Below are 18,111 nucleotides of genomic sequence, written 5' to 3'. Positions count from 1 at the left end.
CCCCGGATGGACGAACACGAGCAGGACCGCCTTTCCCTGCGCGAGCAACGACGCCAGATCGATCCGCCCGCCCTCGGCGGCCAGTAGCTCGAACTCCGGTGCTACCGCGCCGACCGGCAGGCCCTCGGCACCGAGGGTCGACAGGGCCTGTTCGTCGACCCGGCGACGAAGGGCGCGCAACTCCCCGAGCGTCCAGGTCAGCACGACCGCCAGCGCTACGATCAGCGCGAGCCCCACGCAGGCCTCGACGGGCAATACGGCAGGGACCTGCGGATACCGGATCGCACCGACCGTGACCAGTGCGGCCAGCGCCAGCAGCAGCCCGTTACGCACCAGCGTCGCGGGCCCGATGGGCGCCGAACTCGCCGCGCCGAAACAGGAGCAGCTCGGGTGCTCGCCGCGCAGCAGCAATCGCACGATCGCCGCGGTGAACCCGGCGAGCAGCAGTGCGGACACCGCGGCCGCGATCCCCGCCGTCCATGGCAGCAGCAATCCCGCGGCCACCGAGCCCTCGGCTACCGGTAACCCGATCGCCACCGCGGGAGCCCACCTGATGTCTGTCCCGAAATCGACCACCGCCTTCCGTGTCGCGGGCCCGTCCGCCAACTTCCCCCATGTCGACAGCCCGAAAGCCCCGGCCAGTACCAATCGCGAACCCCACACTCCGTATTCGATCAGCATTCCGGCACCATCCCACAGCCGAAGCGGTCTGAAAGATGATTCGCGGGAACAGCTTTCACCACGCGAGTGCTTCGGTTACCACGGCGATTCGCGTGGTTGTCGCCGCGACGGGGTGCCGGGTCGGGGCGGGTGTTCGTACCGACCAGTAACCGTGTTACTCTCTGTCGGCGCTGGTGTGACAGGCATCATGATCTGCTGTTCCGGCGACTTGGATCACTGCGGCGACGACGCCGGCCGGTGATGACGACTGAGAGGTTCTCGATGAAGCGACAGGATCTTCGACGGATGTGGCCGCATGCCGGGCGCGTCGTCGCGGTCATGGTCTTGGCCGGCGCGATGGCGGCGACGGGTGTGGTGACCCAGGCGGGGCGGGTCTCGGCCGAGCCCGTCAGCGCGTTCTACACACCGCCGGACCGGATTCCGCAGGAACCGGGCGCGATCATCAAGACTGCGCCGATGACCTTGTTCGTGACCCCGCCCACCGAGCAGGGATGGCCGGGCAAGGCGCAGCACGTGATGTACACGTCGCGATTGCAGGACGGGTCCCCGGTAGCAGTGAGCGGGACCTACCTCGAGCCGACCGGTCCGTGGCAGGGTCCGGGACCGCGTCCGACGGTGGTCATCGGCCCCGGCACGTCGGGTCAGGCGGACCGGTGCGCGATGTCGGTGGCGTTCTCGACCGGGATGGCGGTGTCCACCCAGCCGTTGGGGATCTCGGCGAACCAGGAGCTACCGTCGTCGGTGGTGTGGAGCGGCCTGGGTGCGCGGGTGCTGGTGACCGACTACGTCGGCCTCGGCACACCCGGCATCCACACCTACGCCAACCGGTTCGAGAGCGGGCACGCGATTCTCGACGGTGTGCGCGCGGCCAACAATCTGGGCGGTGTCGGACCGGAGACGCCGGTCGTGCTCTGGGGCTATTCCCAGGGCGGTGGCGCCACCGCGGCCGCCGCGGAGATGCAGCCGAGCTACGCACCGGAACTGAATCTCAAAGGCACCTGGGCAGGGGGACCGGTCGCCGACCTCACCGCGATCCTGGAGAAGATCGACGGTGCGCTGATCGGCGGAGCGATCGGGTTCGCCGTCAACGGCATGCTCGCGCGCTATCCCGAGCTGCAGCGTGCGGTGGACCGGGTCACCAGCCCGGCCGGGCGCGCGATGCTCGAGACGCTGAGCGACTCCTGCATCGCCGACGTGATCACGTACCACCCCTTCCTCAAAACCGAGTCGCTGACCAACGACGGCCGGCCGCTGTCCGCCCATCTCGCCGAATTGCCCGAAGCCACGCCGGTATTGGCGGAGCTGCGCATCGGTAACTCCACTCCGGCCACACCGGTCCTGATCACCAGTGGCCGCAACGACGACACCGTCCCGTACGGACAGGCCCGACGGCTCGCCGAAGACTGGTGCGGCAAGGGCGCCACGGTCACCTTCCGCACGAACGAGCTCCCGCCGATCCTGCCCGGAACCACCATCCCGAATCACTTCGGGCCGGAGATCATCGACGGCTTCGGGCCCGACAACGCGTTCACCTATCTACTCGATCGTCTTGCGGACAAGCCGGTCTCCGGCTGCAGCATCGACTGAACAAGGATCTGTGTGTGAAAGCCATTTCGCGCCGCTCGATGCTGGTTGCCGCGGCAACGGCGAGTGGGCTACTTCTCGGTGCCCGCCCCACGGGCACGCCGACTCCGATCGCGTTGCGGTCCAACAATGTTCCGCTGACCTACGAGGACCATCGGGTGGTGGTGATCGGGTCGGGGTTCGGTGGCGGCGTCAGCGCGCTGCGGTTGGCGCAAGCAGGTGTCACGGTGACGGTTCTGGAGCGAGGTCAGCGGTGGCCCAGCGGTCCGAACGCCGAAACCTTCCCGCGCGCGTCCGCCCCGGACAAGCGATTGCTGTGGTACCGATCGAGCCCGAACCTGTTCGGGCGACCGCTCGTGTTCGACCCGTACGCCGGGTTGGTGGAGGCGGTGCCCGGGGTGAACATGACCGCGCTGTGCGCCGCCGGTGTCGGTGGCGGATCGCTGGTCTACCAGGGCATGTCACTGCAGCCCGCCGAGGCGGTGTTCAACGCGCACTTTCCCGAAGAGCTGGACTGGGCGACGATGGATCGGGTGCACTATCCGCGAGTGGCACGGATGCTCGGGCTGGCCGAAGCTCCCGACGAGCTGATCGCCGCCGACAACTACCGGGCCGCAAGGGTCTTCGCGGATCGAGTACGCGGGGCCGGGATGCCGCTGTCGAAGATCCCGATGCCCATCGACTGGAACTTCGCGCTGGCCGAGCTGCGCGGGGAGATGAAACCCTCCTACACCAACGGTGACGGTGCGATGGGGGTCAACAACGGCGGCAAGCACTCTGTCGACGTCACCTACATCGCCGCCGCCGAAGCGACCGGCCGGTGCCAGGTGCAGACCCTGCACGAGGTGACCGATCTCGAACGCGCCCGCGACGGTCGCTGGACCGTGCACGTGCAGCGTCTCGACACCGCGGGTGCCGTGGTCGAGAACAAGGTACTCACCGCGGGATCGGTGATCCTGGCGGCGGGCAGTCTCAACACCACCCGGTTGCTCGTGCGAGCCGGTGCCAAGGGCCTGATTACCGACCTGCCGGACGGGCTCGGCCAGAGCTGGGGCACCAACGCCGATCGCATCTATGTCTGGTCGGAACCCGCCGCGAACTTCGGTGCGGCACAAGGTGGTCCGGTGGTCTACGGCAGTAAGAACTGGGACGATCCGCAGGCTGCGCACACCGTGATCCAGGCCTCCATCCCGCCGATGTCGGTGGATCCGGGCAGCACGATGCTCGTCGGCTACGGCGTCAGTGACAGTCGCGGGTCGTTCACCTACGACGCCGCCCGCGACGACGCGATTCTGCACTGGCCCCACGACGGCGACCGGACCATCCAGAACAACCACATCGACCCCGCCGTGCGCCGCATCGCGGGTTCGACCGGGATGTTGCTGGACACCAACTCGCTGTTTCCCTCGACCTGGCATCCGCTGGGTGGGGCGAGCATGGGCTCGGTGTGCGACCTGGACGGCCGCGTCCACGACCAGCCGGGGCTCTACGTGCTCGACGGTGCGTTGTTGCCGGGTAACGCCGCCGCGTGCAATCCGTCGATGACGATCGCGGCGGTCGCGGAGCGGGCCTTGGACAACCTCGTCGCCGCGGATGTGGGAACGCGCATCTGAGATCGAATCGCCTCGGTGGCGCGACGAGACGATGGACTACTGTGACGTGGTGGCTAGAAAGGGCGAAGGTGATCCCGCGCGCAAGATCACCGAAACCACCCTGTCGTTGCTCGAATCGGAGGGGTATGACGCGGTTCAGCTGCGCCGGGTGGCCCGCGTCGCCCAGGTGTCGCTGACCACGGTCTACAAGCTGTACCCCACCCGCGACGAACTCGTGCTCGCCGCGGTCGCGCAGTGGATGGCCACGAACACCTACACCGAACTCGACCCGCCGCGAGCCGACGAATCGCTCGCCGATGTGTTGAAGCGGGTGACCCGCTACGTGTTCGAGCCGTGGGAGCGTCACCCACGGATGCTCGCCGCCTACTACCACGCACGCTCCGGTCCGGGTGGGCAGCGACTCGACGCGCAGGGTTTCGCCGCGGTGTTGCCCGCGGTGAGCACGATGTTCGCCAGCCTCGACGAGGACTACGCGGCCGATCTCGCCCTCGTGCTGACCAACATGGTCTATGCGCTGCTGGGACGTTTCGCGCACGGTGATCTGGCGATCACCGAGATCCTGCCCGCACTCGAACGCGCCATCGGCCGGCTGACTCAGAACAACGCTCCGTTCGCCGCGGCCGCCGAGCGGACCGCCGGTGCGGGGGCGACTCCGTTCGAGTGGGTGCCCGGTTTCAGCTCGCCCTACTCCCCGGGCACCGAGGCCGACGAGCCGTAACCGGTGTGAAACGTTTTCACGCCGCACCGGAGCAGTTCAAGCTTTGGCAATCGCGACACGGGACTCTGAGGGTTCGGCACCGACGCCGATGCCCAGTAGGAGGAGTCCGAGCGAATGGATCGCCTGAACCACGAGTTCAGTCGGCGCAGCGTGCTGTGCGCTGCGGGGGCGGCGATCGCGCTGACCGCGGTGGCACAGCCGACACAAGCGGGCACGATCACGCGGAAGTGCTCGGTCGACAGCGGTCCGGGAGAGCGCGCCGACCTGGCCGAACAGGCGATCGTGCAGCGGCATGTGCACTCGCTGCTCGGTTTGCCCGACTATCGGCTGGGAGTGCTCGCGTGGCCTGCGGACCTGACCGAAAGGTCCTTGCTCGGGCGATGGTGTTACTGGTGGCAAGCACACCTGCTCGACTGCGCGATCGATGCCGCGCACCGAACCAGCACTCCCGACCGCGTTGATCGGGTCGTCGCCCTCGCACGCGGTATCCGCGTCCGCAACATCACCGGTTGGACCAACCGCTACTACGACGACATGGGGTGGTTGGCAATCGCCCTCGAGCGTGCCGAGCGACTGCTCGACGTCCGTTTCGGCGACGCGATCGGAAATCTGCGGGGCGCCCTGCTCGAAGGATGGAACCCGGCTGTGGGTGCGGTGCCATGGCGCAACGGCGACGACTTCTACAACACGCCCGCGATCGGCCCGACCGGCATCGCGCTGGCGCGCCTCGGTGAACTCGACCGCGCCGGCCAACTGGCCGATTTCCTGCACACGCGATTGCGTGACACCGCCAGCGGCCTGATCCACGATGGGGTCCACGAGCCCGGCGGGCAGGTGGACCGCACCGTGCACACCTACTGCCAGGGTGTGACCATCGGGCTGGAGGCCGAATTGGCGCTGCGCACAGGCGAATCGGTTCATCGTCAACGTGCTGCCGCCGTGATCGCCGCGGTCGAGCAGCGACTCACCGCCGCAGGGGTGATCGTCGCCGCCGCCGGAAACGATTCCGGGCTCTTCATGGGAATCCTCGCGCGTTTTCTCGCCGAAGCCGCACTGTCGCTGAACAACACGACCGCGGCGAATATCGTGCACGCCTCCGCCCGGGCGGCTTGGGAAAACCGTGCCGAGGTGAACGGGTTGCCGCTGTTCGGCGCGGACTGGACCCGCCCGGTCGCGGTGCCCGAGCATCCGGGGACCTTTCTCCAGCTCGCGGACGCGTCCGCCGCATCGTCGGCGAACCTGAGCCGGGACCTCTCGGTGCAGCTGAGCGCATGGATGCTGCTCGAAGCGGACTACCGGCTCACCGCGGCGGGCCACTGACCGGCCTCATTCACCCGGCGAGAAGGGGCAACTGCTGGAACGGTATTCGCGCACCCGCCGTCGCCGAGCCGGCCGTCCGGCTCAATGTCACGGACGCTCTGATCGAAGCGGGTCTGCCGCCCCTGCCCGCCGATCGTGTGGCAGCCGCCCTGTGCGCCGAGATCCGGCGGCTGCTCGACGAGGCGTGAAGCGGCTCAGGGCATTTCGACGGTTTCGGCCCTGGCGATCTCGTTGATCGCGCGCTGAACAGCGTGATCCGGCGGTGTCCGGGCGAAATCGGCGAGGTACTCGATCAGGAGTACCGCCGCGGGTTGGGGGTTCGTCCACTCCCGGTCGGTTTCGGCCGACTCGTCGATCCCGAGCGCCCCGGCGAGCGCGCTGAAGACCGCGGCGGCGTCGAGTCGGGGCAGCCACGTCGCCGATCGGCGTACCACCGATTCCAGCACGGCGCGCACGTCGTCGCCGGTGAGACCGTCCGGATGCGCGATCTCGAGCAGGTCGCGAACGATCCCCGCCAGCACCGAGGTGACCTGGTCGGCGGGGAGTTCGGACAGATCCGCGGTGGTCGCGCTGAATCGGGGTTCGTCGGCTGCCCTCGCCGCGCTGACGGCGGCCTCGACGGCGGTCGCGATCGCGCGGGCTGACGAAGGCCAGTCGGACGGCCACATGGGTAGTTCTCCTCGCGGGTCGGTACACGTGCCTCGCCTACCTGCGTATGCGGGCTGTTGTCAGCGTAGTCAGTGCCGGGCCGCGGGCCGCACGCGTGTCAGCAGGTCCGACCACTCCACCGGCCGGGTCCGACCCCGTGACCGTGTGGGACCCGAGGCCGATGAGTTCGTTGCCTGGCTGATCGGTTGCGGGGAAGTGACCCGATTGCGCCCGCGCGTGATCGGGTAGCGCGCTACTCACGCGCGCCGGCGGGCCGGCGGGCCACGCTTTCCAGCAGAGGCGACGGATCCCGCCGTTGTCGACGCCGACACAGGAAGCGCGACCGCCATGATCATCGACGACACCCTTCGATCGGCCGTCGACACCGACGACACCGGCGAATTCCATTCCGGCCCGGAGGCGGGCTCCACGCTGATCGGCAGTGTCGCGCACGGGGTACGCGAACTGCGCTACGCCGCGGTCGACGACCTCGCGATCTTCGAGGGCGACATCGTGCTCGGCACCGTCGAGGAGATCGATGCCCGCCGTAGACAGGAAGGCGTGGTGGTCTCCGGTGCGGTGTTCCGCTGGCCGAATGCCGTGGTCCCCTTCGAGGTCGACCCGGCCCTGCCCGCACCGCAGCGGGTCTTCGACGCGGTCGCACACTGGAACGCACGCACCAGGATCCGGTTCGTCCCGCGCACCGGCGCCCACGGCGACTTCGTACGGTTCGTGGCCAGCACGTCGAGCCGGTCGCCGGTCGGGCGGCGGGGCGGACGGCAGACGATCGAACTCGCCGCTTCCGCGCCCGTGGGCACCGTGGTCCACGAGATGGGGCACGCGCTCGGACTCTGGCACGAGCAGAGCAGGGAGGACCGGGGCAACTTCATCGCTGTGCGGCTCGACCGGGTCGACCCGGCGCACCGGCACAACTTCGATCAGCACATCACCGACGGCGACGACGTCGGCGGCTACGACTTCGGCTCGATCATGCACTACCCCGCGACGGCGTTCAGCACCACTGGACAGGCGACGATCCTCGCGCGTGTGCCCGTGCCGCCCGGCGTGACGATGGGCCAGCGCTCCGCGTTGTCGGCCGGCGATGTGAACGCCGCCCACACGATCTATCCGTGACATCGCGCAGGTGCCCGCGCGGTGAAGTCGAGTGGTCCACTACTCGTGATCGGCACCGCGCACGCGCCCACGCTGAATACCCCAGCACACATTCTCCGGGCGAGGTGACCCATGGATACCGAGAGCGAAGCTCGTACCACCGCGTGGCACGAACAGATGGATGCCGCATCGCAGCGATTCGACGACACCGAGGCGCAACGCGATGAGGTGACGCGCCTGCGGGCGGTGACCGAGTCCGATGTCGTCGACACCAAGGAACAGATTCTCGCCCGCGCCGACCGGCTGCTCGTCACCGGCGAAGTCCCCGCGCAGGCGGTGATCGAACTCGGCAGGCAAGACCCGGTCGACAGCATCCGCTCGCTCGAGCGGGTCATCGGCTTCGCCAACGAGTTGCAGGCCGCGAACTTCCTGACCCGCGGTGCTCGCGCCGCCGCGGCGGTGGCGCGTATCTCGTTGGCCGACAACGGCCGTGAGGTGCCGATGGGTACCGGTTCGATGGTGTCGCCGCAACTGCTGCTCACCAACAATCATGTGCTGCCGACGCGGGGGGCAGCCGAGTCGGTGGTGATCGAGTTCCGGGCCGAGGTCGACATCGACAACGTCCCGAACCCCACCGTGCGCTATCGCCTGGCGCCCGACGACTTCTTCGTGACCGACAAACACCTCGACTACACCGTGGTGCGTGTGGCGCCGGGGCCCGACGGCGTGGCGCCCGGCGCCACATTCGGCTGGAATCCGCTGATCGCCAAGCCCGGCAAGATCGTGATCGGTGAGGCGATGAACGTCGTCGGGCACCCCTCGGGCCGGCTCAAGGAGATCTCGATCCGGCACAACCGCCTCGACCTGCAACTCGACGACTTCCTGCACTACGCCTCCGACACCGAACCGGGGAATTCGGGCTCGCCGGTCTTCAACGATCAGTGGGAGATCGTGGCGCTGCATCACGCCGGAGTCCCGAAGAAGGACGACCAAGGCCGGGTGCTGCGCAAGGACGGCAAACTGTGGCAGTCCGGGGACGGTGACGACGCGATCGACTGGATCGCCAACGAGGGCGTTCGGGTGAGCGTGCTGTTGCACGATCTCGGATCGCGGCAGTTCGATCCGGCCCAGCGCGCCCTGCTCGACGAACTCGGGCTCGCGGCGGTCGCACCGAGCGAGGCGGCTGCCGCACTGCCGGTGCCGCCACGGGGGTCGGCCGCCGAAAGCCTGGTGCGTGGCCTGCGTGGTCGGTCGAGCGCGTTCGGTGGTCGACGCAGCGTGCTGTTCCTGCACGGACGCGGACAACAGGGCCGCGACCCGGTCGAATTGCGCCGCAACTGGACAGCGGGTTTGAACAAGGGACTCACCCTCGCCGGCCTGAGCCCCATCGACCCCGCCGATGTGTACTTCCCCTTCTACGGTGACCAGCTCGTGGAGAGCATGGACACCCGCGAGGCCGTCGATTCCGGTCCGGCACTCTACGAGAGCCTGGTCGCCGAGGCCGCGCGCCGGGCCGGGATGCCGGACGCCGGTGACCTGCCCGCCGACCCGCAAGCGCGCGAACTCTTCGGCGGGTTCGGTGCGGTGGTGCTGGGGCGGTTGCACGACCAGCTCAGCTGGATCGCCGCCCGCAGCGGCCTCGATTCCGCGCTCATCGGCGCCATCTTCAAAGACGTCGCCGCCTATCTCGACGACGAGCGGGTCCGCAAGAGTGTGCTGGACACGGTGCTCATCGATGCGCCCACCGAGGGCGACCTGATCCTGGTCAGCCACAGTCTCGGCACGGTGGTCGCGATGGATCTGCTCACCCAGCTGCCCCGCGAACTGAACGTGCGACTGCTGGTGACGGCGGGCAGCCCGCTCGGGATGGACGGGGTGTACCGCAAGCTGCTGACGGGCGGGCCGAGCAGGCCCGAGCGGGTCGGTGAATGGCTCAACACCTGGTACGCCGGCGATCCGATCGCGATCGGCTGCCCACTGCGTCAGGCCTGGGGGCCGGATCTGCGCGACCTCCCGGTCGAGAACCCCAAGGAGCGGGCGCACGACATCGCCGAATACCTCGCCCATGCCGCGGTGGCGGCCACGATCGGACACACGCTGTCCGCCTGAGCCACACCACGATTCGCACGACAATCACTCGACACAGGTAGGCGGGAATCGGTCCTTCTCGATCCTCCTTCGGCCGTGTCGAACTCGATTGCGTGGCGGACTACTCGAATGTGCGACACAACCGTCGCCGCATCCGCGCGTATTCGGGTAGTGGATTACGCATTCGCGCCCGCGCGCCCGCGCGCGACGATAGCTCCAGACAGTTTTTCCGCCGAGAAAGGGCGCCGAAATGTTGGAGACGGATACGGAAGACGCGGTCGTGGCAGCGAGCGCGGATACCGAAGAGGAGGTGTTCGAGTCGGCGAAAACCGGCTACGGCGCCGAAGAAGCCGACGTTCGGGCGATCGACCAGACCTATATCACATCAATTTTCTGGGCACAGAAGATCCTGCGCACCCATGGAACAGGTGCCTGGGTATTCGGATTCCCGAACGCCGACGTGCGGGCAGATAGCCAGGTCTCGGTGAGTCTGACCGAGATCGACACGAACAACATTCCGTTCCTCGGACCTGCCACCACCCAGGTCCTGAATGTGGTTCCGCACGCCGACGGCACGATGACAGTGCGATATCACGTGGGGTGGAACAGCAATATCAGGGTGCTGTTCAACTTCATCATCGCCAATTGAGCCGCCGCGATGGCAGTGTCACGGGTCCGCCGGACGCCGGCTCCGATCGACAGCGTGGTCGATCCAGGCCATCCGGCACCGTGACAGTCGCAGGGCAGGTCCGCGTCGCCGACGATGTCGATCAGGACCGGTCATCGACCCCCTGCCGAGCGTTACCCGAGCCGGTGCGCCGCCGCCAGTGCGGTGAGCACCTGCTCGGTTTTGGTATCACCCGACGCGATCGTCAGGCCGAGCGTACGCAGGGCGGCTTCGAGTTCGCGCCGGGCGTCGAGCGCGCGCAGGTGCAGATCGACGGGCGAATCGCCCTGTTGCGGTGTGACTTTCAGCGACAGCTCGACCAGATCGAGTCCGGTGGTGCTCCACCGTTCGACATCGGCGCGCAGTGTCCCCACCGGCACCCCCGTCCACCGTGCCGAAGCGACCGGTCCCATCGCGCGCAGGTGGTCGACCGCGACGCCAGGCGGCGTGCAGCTGACCAGGAACTGGCGCTGAGCCGAGTGGAGCGCGCCGGTGACATCGACACCCCGGGCCACGGCCGCGCGCAGCGAACCGGCAGGCCGGGAGCTGATCGCCGAGGCCGACAGCATCCGCCGATCGGCCGACCAATCGCTTTCGATGCGGTACCGCACACCCGGCTCGGTGAAGGGCGCCCCCCAGCGGCCCGCCAGCTGGGAGGGCACGCACGGTCGCAGTTTGACGGTGAGATCGTCTTCCTCCGCGCCGCTGCGCAACCGGATGACGATGCGGCTCGACAGCAGCGTGGGCGCCCCCGCGGTACCCGGGTGCAGCGGCTCGGCGAACCAGATGTCGCGGTAGACCGCGGCGGTGTCGGGACATCGGAGCCGGTGCAATGCGCCCGCGACATCCCCGTCGAGGTTCACTTTGATCTCGATCGGCGTGATCACCCGGGCCCCCTTTCTGTCGCTGTGACGGGTATTGCCCGCGGTGCGCGGGCTCCCTGGAAGCCAGATTCGCCCATCGACGGGCCGCGGCGCGCGCGTAGTGCGCTACCCGATCAGGTCGCGCGTCCGGGTCGAGCGAGGACCATCGACCACAGCAGCGCCGGATCGGCGCCCGGTGCCCGCGTGCGCGCGCCCGCGCGTAGTGGACTACTCGTGACAGGCCTGACCAGGTGCCGGAGACTGGATTCGATCGGTCCGGTAGGCGGCGAGCACGCGCCATTCCGTGGAGGTTCTCGATGGTCGACGCACAGCAGCAAACACTGGTCACTCGCGCATTGGTCACCGCCGCGGAGGCGCTCGACCGGCGTGTCGGCTGGTTCCGGCTACCGACCCCGTTGGGGTTGGCCGTGCTGGTCGGCCTGCGCAGCAGACTGCGGGCGCGCAACCTCTTCGACACCGGTCCGCACCCGGCCGGACCGCTGCCCCCGGACGACGCCGGGGAACACCGCAACGCGCGCACCGTCGAGGGCACCTACAACAGCCCCGACGACCCGCGCGCGGGTTCGATCGGCTGCCGATTCGGCCGCAACGTCCCACTCGATCGCACCTACCCCGAGGATCCCGCGCGGATCATGGAACCCAACCCGCGCACGATCAGCAGGCGGCTGCTCACGCGTGACCGATTTCAGCCGGCCACCACCCTGAATCTGCTGGCTGCGGCCTGGATCCAGTTCGAGGTGCACGACTGGTTCGTGCACGACCCCGCCGAACAGGACCCCTTCGTCGTCACCCTGGACGACGATGATCCGTGGCCGCACCCCCCGATGGCGATCCCGCGCACGGTGACGGTGCCCGCCCCTGACCCGGGCGCCGCGCCGACCTACGTCACCGGCGAGACCCACTGGTGGGATGCCTCTCAGATCTATGGCAAGACAGCGGAATTCGCCGCTTCCCTGCGCTCGGGAAAGCACGGCCAGCTCGTGATCGACGAACTCGGACTCCCGCCGCTGGACGCCGAGCGGCTGGTGGCACTCGATCCCTCGGCGGCTAACGCCTGGGTCGGCCTGGCCCTGCTGCACTCGCTGTTCCTGCGCGAACACAACGCGATCTGTGCCCGCCTGACCCGGCGCTACCCCGACATGAACGACCAGCAGCTCTACGACACCGCCCGGCTGGTCAACTCCGCGTTGATCGCGAAGATCCACACTGTCGACTGGACACCGGCCGTGATCGCCCATCCCACCACCGTGGCGGCCATGCGCGCGAACTGGTTCGGTGTGCTGGGAGAGCGGGTTTCGCGGCGCTTCGGCCACTTCATCGGCAACGAAGTGCTGTGCGGCATACCGGGTTCCGCGCGCGACGACAGCGGAGTGCCGTACTCGCTCACCGAGGAGTTCGTCTCGGTCTACCGCATGCATCCGCTGATCCCCGACGCGCTCGTCGTCCGCAGCCTCGCCGACGACACCGTGCTGGCCGAGCACCCGCTGCCCGACCTCGGCGTCACCCACATCCGCGAACGGCTCGCCGAGACGGCGATGGACACGCTGCTCTACTCCTTCGGCCGAGCCAACCCCGGCGCGTTGACGCTGCACAACTACCCAGTCCACCTCCAACAGCTCGAGCGTCCGGGCCAACCGCTGCTCGATCTCGCGACCGTCGACATCCTGCGGGTCCGCGAGCGAGGTGTGCCGCGCTACAACGAGTTCCGGCGGCACCTGCGCCTACCGCCGGTCACCTCGTTCGACGAACTCACCGATGACCCGCGGTGGGCACGCGAACTCGAACAGGTCTACGGCGACGTGGACGATGTCGACCTGATGATCGGGCTCTACGCCGAACCCAAGCCGCCCGGTTTCGGCTTCAGCGACACCGCCTTTCGCGTGTTCGTGCTGATGGCGTCGCGGCGGCTGTCGGCGGACCGGTTCTTCACCACCGACTTCCGGCCCGAGATCTACACCGAGGCGGGCTTGGCCTGGGTGCGCGACAACACGATGCGCAGCGTGCTGCTGCGCCATTTCCCGACCCTCGCGCCCGCGCTGGAGGGCGTCGCGAATCCGTTCGCCCCGTGGAGGAGCCCGCGATGAGCTATGTGAGCTACCGTGAGGACCTGGAACAACCGCGGCCCGACGAAGAACAGATCATCGACAAGATCATCGCGGTCCTGCGCGACAACAATGAACGCGCCTACCGCAAGTACAAGCGTGGTTTGCGCGACGCCCATGCCAAGAGTCACGGCATCCTGCGCGGCGAACTGACGGTGTCCGCGGGCCTGCCACCCGAACTGGCCCAGGGCATGTTCGCCACCCCGGGCACTTATCCGGTGATCGCGCGGTTGTCGAGCACCTCCGGGGTGATCCGCAGCGATCAGCTACGCGGCGTCCGCGGACTCGGGATCAAGGTGCTCGGGGTACACGGACCGCGTGCGCTGCCCGACGACGAGGCGAGCACGCAGGACTTCATCATGGTCACCCATCGCGAGTTCCTCTTCGCCGACGCGCACGCCTACCTCACCAAGGGCATGCCGACCGCGTGGGTGCTGGCCCGGCTGCCCGACGCCGCCCTGCGCGCGGGCAGCGACCTCGTCGCCGCGCTGAACACACACGTGCTGCGCCGGATCGGGCGCAGCGTGCCACCGAATCTCGGTGTCTTCGTCGCACCCAACACCCACATCCTCGGCGAGACCTTCTACTCCTCGGCGCCGCTGCGCTACGGCGACTATGTGGCCAAGCTGCTCTACGTGCCGGTGTCGCCGGAAGTCGTGGCACTGCAAGGGCAACCGGTCGACCCCGACGCGGGAGTCAATGCCCATCAGGACCTGATCGTCGACTTCTTCGCCGCGCACAGCGCCACCTACGAACTGCGCGCGCAACTGTGCACCGATACCGCCACCATGCCGATCGAGGACGCGACTGTGCCATGGCCCGAAGACGACTCACCGCACCGCACCGTGGCGACCATCCGCTTCGACGTGCAGGATCCGTACACCCCCCAGCGGCGTGCCTACGGTGACGACGTGCTCTCGTTCAACTCCTGGCGTGGCCTGGACGCGCACCGGCCGCTCGGCTCGATCAACCGGCTCAAGAAGCGTGTGTACGAGGCCTCGAGCAACTACCGCCACGACGTCAACAACGCGCCGCGGCTCGAGCCCCGTGACGCCACCGAGCTCCCGCCGTGACCATCGCGGCACCCGCCCATGCGCCGCGCGCGCCCGCCGCGCCGGTCCAGCCGCGCGTCGGCCGTGTCGCCGGGCCGATTCGTTGTGACAGGGCCGGACGGGAACTACACTTTTCATGTATGGGCGGACTCTGGCAGCTGCTCGATCGTCCCGCCGAATATGACGCCGTCCGTAAGGCTTTGACGAACCGCGACACCGGTGGCGTGATCCTCGTCGGTGCCGCGGGCGTCGGCAAGACCACCCTGGCCCGGTTGGTCACCGCTGTGCTGTCCGAGCCGGTGCGCTGGGTGGCCTGTACCGCGTCGTCACAAGCCATTCCACTCGGTGCGTTCGCGCCCTGGATCGCCGCGTCGGTGTCGCGCGATCCGCTCGCGCTGCTGCATTCGGCCCGGGAGAACGTGCTCGCCCAGCCCGATACGGTGATCGGCGTCGACGACGCGCACCTGCTCGACATCCTCTCGGCCACGCTGGTGCACCAGATCGCCGTCGACCGTGGGGCCCGCATCATCGCCACCGTTCGCACCGGGGAACCGCTGCCCGACGCGGTCACCTCACTGTGGAAGGACGGGTACCTCGAGCGAATCGAGTTGGCGCCGTTCACCAAAACCCAGTGCACCGAACTCGTCGAGACCGTGCTCGGCGGAACGCTGGAGGGGCTGAGCGCCGATGTGATGTGGGAGTCCTCCGGCGGCAACCCACTGTTCCTGCGCAACATGGTCGAGGGTGGCGTCGAGGCGAGCACTCTGACCGACGTCAACGGCGTCTGGCAGTTGCGCGGGCCCACCGCGGTGCCCTCGGGTCTGGTCGAGTTGCTCGGCGAGCGGTTGAGCAGGGCGGGGGCGCCTGTGCTCGACGTGCTGGAGACGCTGGCTGTGCACGAGCCGCTCGACGTCGACATCCTCAGCGAGCTCGTCGGCGCCGACGCCGTGGACGCTGCCGAGGTCACCGGCCTGATCCGGGTCACGAGCCACAACGGGGTCGTCGATGTCCGGTTCAGTCATCCGCTGCTCGGTGAGGTGGTGCGCTGCCGTCTCGGCACAGCCGCCGCGCGCACCCGGCGCGGACGTCTCGTCGAGACGCTGCAGGACCGTGACCTGAGCACACCGGCCCACCGGATCCGGCTGGCGCGACTGTGCGTGGAAAGCGATCGGCCGATCGACATCGTCTTGCTGATCGACGCGGCCAAGGACGCGGTGTCGCTGGCCAATCTGCCGCTGGGCGAACGGCTCGCGCGCGCCGCGTGCGAGCGTGGCGGTGGGCTGCGCGCGGCCGAACTGCTCTCCCGCGCACTGCTCTGGCAGGGCAGGCCCCAGCATGCCGACGAGATCCTGGCCCGGTTCGACCCCGACCGCCTCGATCCGCTGCAACTGGTGCAGTGGGGTGTGGTGCGCGCCAGCTTGCAGTTCTGGTCGCTCGGCGATGTCCACCACGCCCGCGACCTGGTCGAGATGCTGCGCACCCGCGTCGAGTATCCCGCTCTTCGCCTGACGGTCGATGCCGCCGCGGCGGCGATGGCGGTCCACGAAAACCACCTCGACGAGGGAATCGAGGCTGCTGAGCGGGTGATCGCCGATCCGAACTCACCCCGCCAGGCCGTCGATTTCGCCGCGTTCGCCCTGGGCCTGGCAATGCCGGTGGCCGGTCGCGGCGCCGACTTCGCGCCGATCGCGGCCTGCGGCCGGGCGCAGCAGAAGTCCACCGACGGGATCATCCGGGTGATGGTCCGCTACGGCGACGTTCTCGCCCTGACCACCATCGGCGACCTCGACCTCGCCGAGCAGCGCGCGACCGAATACCGCGAGTTCTCCTCGGCAGGGCAGTTCGTCGGCTGGGCGATCGCGCGCATCGCCGACGGGGTCGTCGCCACCTATCGGGGGCGGTTCCGCGAAGCGATCACCGCCTTCGAACAGGCGCTGGCGGCGCTCAACGCCGAGAATTCGCTGCCGTGGAAGCTGCCGGCGCGGCTGCTGCTCGCCCGGGCCTACGCGGCGCTGGGCGAGGTGGAACAGGCCGCGCGGGTGCTCGGTGACGCCGACGAGCACAGCGGGCCACACATGGCCCTGCACGAACCGCAGCGCATCATCGCGCGCGCCTGGCTGGCCGCTGCCGAACACAGCGCGCACTCGGCGGTGGACCTGGCACGCAAGGCCGCCGACCTGGCGCACAGCGCCGGTCAGTACGCCATGGAAGCCGAAGCTCTGCACCATGCCACCCGGTTCGGCGATCGCACCCTCGCCACCCGGCTCACGACCGTCGCCGGTCGTGTCCAGGGCCCGGTGGCGGCGATCTACGCCCGCCACGCCGCTGCCCTCGGCGCTGCCGACCCCCGCGCGCTCGCCGCGGTCAGCCGCGAGTTCGAGTCCGCGGGGCTCCTGCTGTCGGCAGCCGACGCCGCGGCGCAGACGGTGCCGATCTACGACCACGCCGGACAGCGCAGGCCCAGCGCCCAGGCGGCCGCCCGCGCGATGGCCCTGGCCGCCCGCTGCGACGGCGCGGGCACTCCCGCGGTCACTGCGGCGGCGCGCCCCCTGCCGATCACCGAACGCGAACGCGAGATCGCCGCCCTGATCGGCCGTGGCCTGTCCAACCGCGCGATCGCCGAACGACTCTGTGTCTCGGTCCGCACCGTCGAAGGCCACATCTACCGGGCCTGCATCAAGCTCGACGCCACCGACCGCGACCAGCTCGCCGAACTCATCTGAGGTACGCGGGCTACCGGTATCCGATCGCGCGTGCGCTCATCGGCTCGGCTCCGGCAACTGGCATTCGGAGACCTTCGGGTTCATACCGAGGTAGTTGAGCGGGCCCGCGAGCATCGTGAGTCCGATCGTGCCCAGATCGCCGCAATTGGCCGGGGTATTGGTGAAGTAGTCCCGCTGCATCGCCGCCGCCAGCCCGGCCCCGAACCAGACCAGCATCAGCACCGACAGCAAGAATTTCGCGGTTTGATGGGCCGGACTGGCCCGGATCTCCCGCACTTCGCGAATCTCTCGGTCCCGTCGATTCCGTCGACCGCGCATCGTCATCGCACCCTTCCCGCCGGCGAGCACCACACTGACACACCATGTGAACAGCGCCGACCCGGTGGACGCCGCCACGACACGCGCGAGATTCTGCTTTATCAACTGTGCAGCCCGGTAGCCACAGAGTCAATGGACGGTATCGGTCGAAACCCGCACCGCATCGTCTCGACACGGTGCGGGCGGGTCGAAGATCAGGCCACGGGTACCGTCTGGTCGTCGGTGGCCTTGGCACGCAGATCACCCAGCAGCCTGGTGAGCTTGCGGGAGACACTCATCTGGGACACGCCGAGGCGTTCGGCGATTTCGCCTTGGGAGAGCGTGTCGTAGAACCGCCAGATCAGCAATTGCCGGTCCTGTGGCGACAGCTGCGCCAGCAGCGGTGCGACGGTGATCGTGTCTTCGGTGAGACGGTAGCTCGGATCCAGGTCGCCGAACGTTTCGGCGACGGTCATGCCGGGATCGCCGTCGTTGTCGCGGGCGGGAGTGTCGAGGCTGCGGGTCTGGAAAGCATTGGCTGCCACGAGGGTTCGGGCGATGTCGGTGACCGGCACGTCGAGTTCGGCGGCGAGTTCGTGGGCGGTGGGGGAGCGCTGGAGC

The 18,111-nt window shown here is 68.6% G+C and carries 16 protein-coding genes; 11 read left to right on the top strand and 5 right to left on the bottom strand.

What is annotated here, in order from left to right; genetic code table 11:
• The coding region (locus tag ACFWF3_RS02405; RefSeq protein WP_379312143.1) for a MauE/DoxX family redox-associated membrane protein at positions 1–681 on the bottom strand (681 nt) is incomplete at its 3' end.
• 261 nt (positions 682–942) lie between these two features.
• Here ACFWF3_RS02405 and ACFWF3_RS02400 point away from each other — a divergent pair.
• The 5 genes from ACFWF3_RS02400 (at position 943) to ACFWF3_RS02380 (ending at position 6,104) form a co-directional block, all read left to right on the top strand.
• Positions 943–2,268, top strand: coding sequence for a lipase family protein (locus ACFWF3_RS02400; protein WP_378990079.1), 1,326 nt, complete (start codon positions 943–945; stop codon positions 2,266–2,268).
• Between the two features lie 14 nt (positions 2,269–2,282).
• On the top strand, positions 2,283–3,878 hold the full coding sequence (locus tag ACFWF3_RS02395; protein ID WP_379312142.1) for a GMC oxidoreductase: 1,596 nt from the start codon (positions 2,283–2,285) through the stop codon (positions 3,876–3,878).
• 49 nt (positions 3,879–3,927) lie between these two features.
• Complete coding sequence (locus ACFWF3_RS02390) at positions 3,928–4,596, top strand: TetR family transcriptional regulator (RefSeq protein ID WP_379312141.1); 669 nt, start codon at positions 3,928–3,930, stop codon at positions 4,594–4,596.
• Between the two features lie 114 nt (positions 4,597–4,710).
• Positions 4,711–5,916 carry a glycoside hydrolase family 76 protein gene (locus tag ACFWF3_RS02385; protein WP_379312140.1) on the top strand — a complete coding sequence of 402 codons (1,206 nt, stop codon included), beginning with the start codon at positions 4,711–4,713 and terminating at the stop codon, positions 5,914–5,916.
• Positions 5,868–6,104, top strand: coding sequence for a hypothetical protein (locus ACFWF3_RS02380; protein WP_379312139.1), 237 nt, complete (start codon positions 5,868–5,870; stop codon positions 6,102–6,104). The genes ACFWF3_RS02385 and ACFWF3_RS02380 overlap by 49 nt, the downstream gene beginning before the upstream one ends.
• A gap of 6 nt (positions 6,105–6,110) precedes the next feature.
• Here ACFWF3_RS02380 and ACFWF3_RS02375 read toward each other — a convergent pair whose 3' ends face one another.
• Complete coding sequence (locus tag ACFWF3_RS02375) at positions 6,111–6,584, bottom strand: hypothetical protein (protein WP_378990074.1); 474 nt, start codon at positions 6,582–6,584, stop codon at positions 6,111–6,113.
• 328 nt (positions 6,585–6,912) lie between these two features.
• On the opposite strand from ACFWF3_RS02375, the gene legP reads away from it, so the two are divergent.
• The 3 genes from legP (at position 6,913) to ACFWF3_RS02360 (ending at position 10,414) form a co-directional block, all read left to right on the top strand.
• Entirely contained in the window at positions 6,913–7,698 is a 786-nt protein-coding gene (gene legP, locus ACFWF3_RS02370) for a Dot/Icm T4SS effector Zinc-dependent metalloprotease LegP (protein WP_379312138.1), read from the top strand.
• 111 nt (positions 7,699–7,809) lie between these two features.
• Positions 7,810–9,786 carry a trypsin-like serine peptidase gene (locus tag ACFWF3_RS02365; RefSeq protein ID WP_379312137.1) on the top strand — a complete coding sequence of 659 codons (1,977 nt, stop codon included), beginning with the start codon at positions 7,810–7,812 and terminating at the stop codon, positions 9,784–9,786.
• A 229-nt stretch (positions 9,787–10,015) separates the two neighbouring features.
• Positions 10,016–10,414 carry a hypothetical protein gene (locus ACFWF3_RS02360; protein WP_379312136.1) on the top strand — a complete coding sequence of 133 codons (399 nt, stop codon included), beginning with the start codon at positions 10,016–10,018 and terminating at the stop codon, positions 10,412–10,414.
• A 152-nt stretch (positions 10,415–10,566) separates the two neighbouring features.
• On the opposite strand, the gene ACFWF3_RS02355 is transcribed toward ACFWF3_RS02360, so the two are convergent.
• A complete protein-coding gene (locus ACFWF3_RS02355) occupies positions 10,567–11,319 on the bottom strand; it encodes a hypothetical protein (RefSeq protein WP_379312135.1) in 753 nt (250 codons plus the stop codon).
• A 293-nt stretch (positions 11,320–11,612) separates the two neighbouring features.
• Here ACFWF3_RS02355 and ACFWF3_RS02350 point away from each other — a divergent pair, with 293 nt between their 5' ends.
• The 3 genes from ACFWF3_RS02350 (at position 11,613) to ACFWF3_RS02340 (ending at position 17,193) form a co-directional block, all read left to right on the top strand.
• Positions 11,613–13,400, top strand: a complete 1,788-nt coding sequence (locus ACFWF3_RS02350) for a peroxidase family protein (protein WP_379312134.1) — start codon at positions 11,613–11,615, stop codon at positions 13,398–13,400.
• Entirely contained in the window at positions 13,397–14,491 is a 1,095-nt protein-coding gene (locus ACFWF3_RS02345; RefSeq protein ID WP_379312133.1) for a catalase family protein, read from the top strand. Before ACFWF3_RS02350 ends, ACFWF3_RS02345 begins: the two co-directional genes overlap by 4 nt.
• 119 nt (positions 14,492–14,610) lie before the next feature.
• Complete coding sequence (locus tag ACFWF3_RS02340; protein ID WP_379312132.1) at positions 14,611–17,193, top strand: LuxR C-terminal-related transcriptional regulator; 2,583 nt, start codon at positions 14,611–14,613, stop codon at positions 17,191–17,193.
• 36 nt (positions 17,194–17,229) lie between these two features.
• On the opposite strand, the gene ACFWF3_RS02335 is transcribed toward ACFWF3_RS02340, so the two are convergent.
• Both ACFWF3_RS02335 and ACFWF3_RS02330 read right to left on the bottom strand, forming a co-directional pair.
• Positions 17,230–17,469, bottom strand: a complete 240-nt coding sequence (locus ACFWF3_RS02335; RefSeq protein WP_379312131.1) for a hypothetical protein — start codon at positions 17,467–17,469, stop codon at positions 17,230–17,232.
• A gap of 236 nt (positions 17,470–17,705) precedes the next feature.
• Positions 17,706–18,111 (bottom strand): sigma-70 family RNA polymerase sigma factor (locus tag ACFWF3_RS02330; RefSeq protein WP_379312130.1); only part of this gene is annotated, 406 nt, incomplete at its 5' end.

The organism is Nocardia sp. NPDC060220 (assembly GCF_042727815.1).
Lineage (GTDB): Bacteria > Actinomycetota > Actinomycetes > Mycobacteriales > Mycobacteriaceae > Nocardia.
This window is presented reverse-complemented; position numbering and strand designations above follow the sequence as displayed.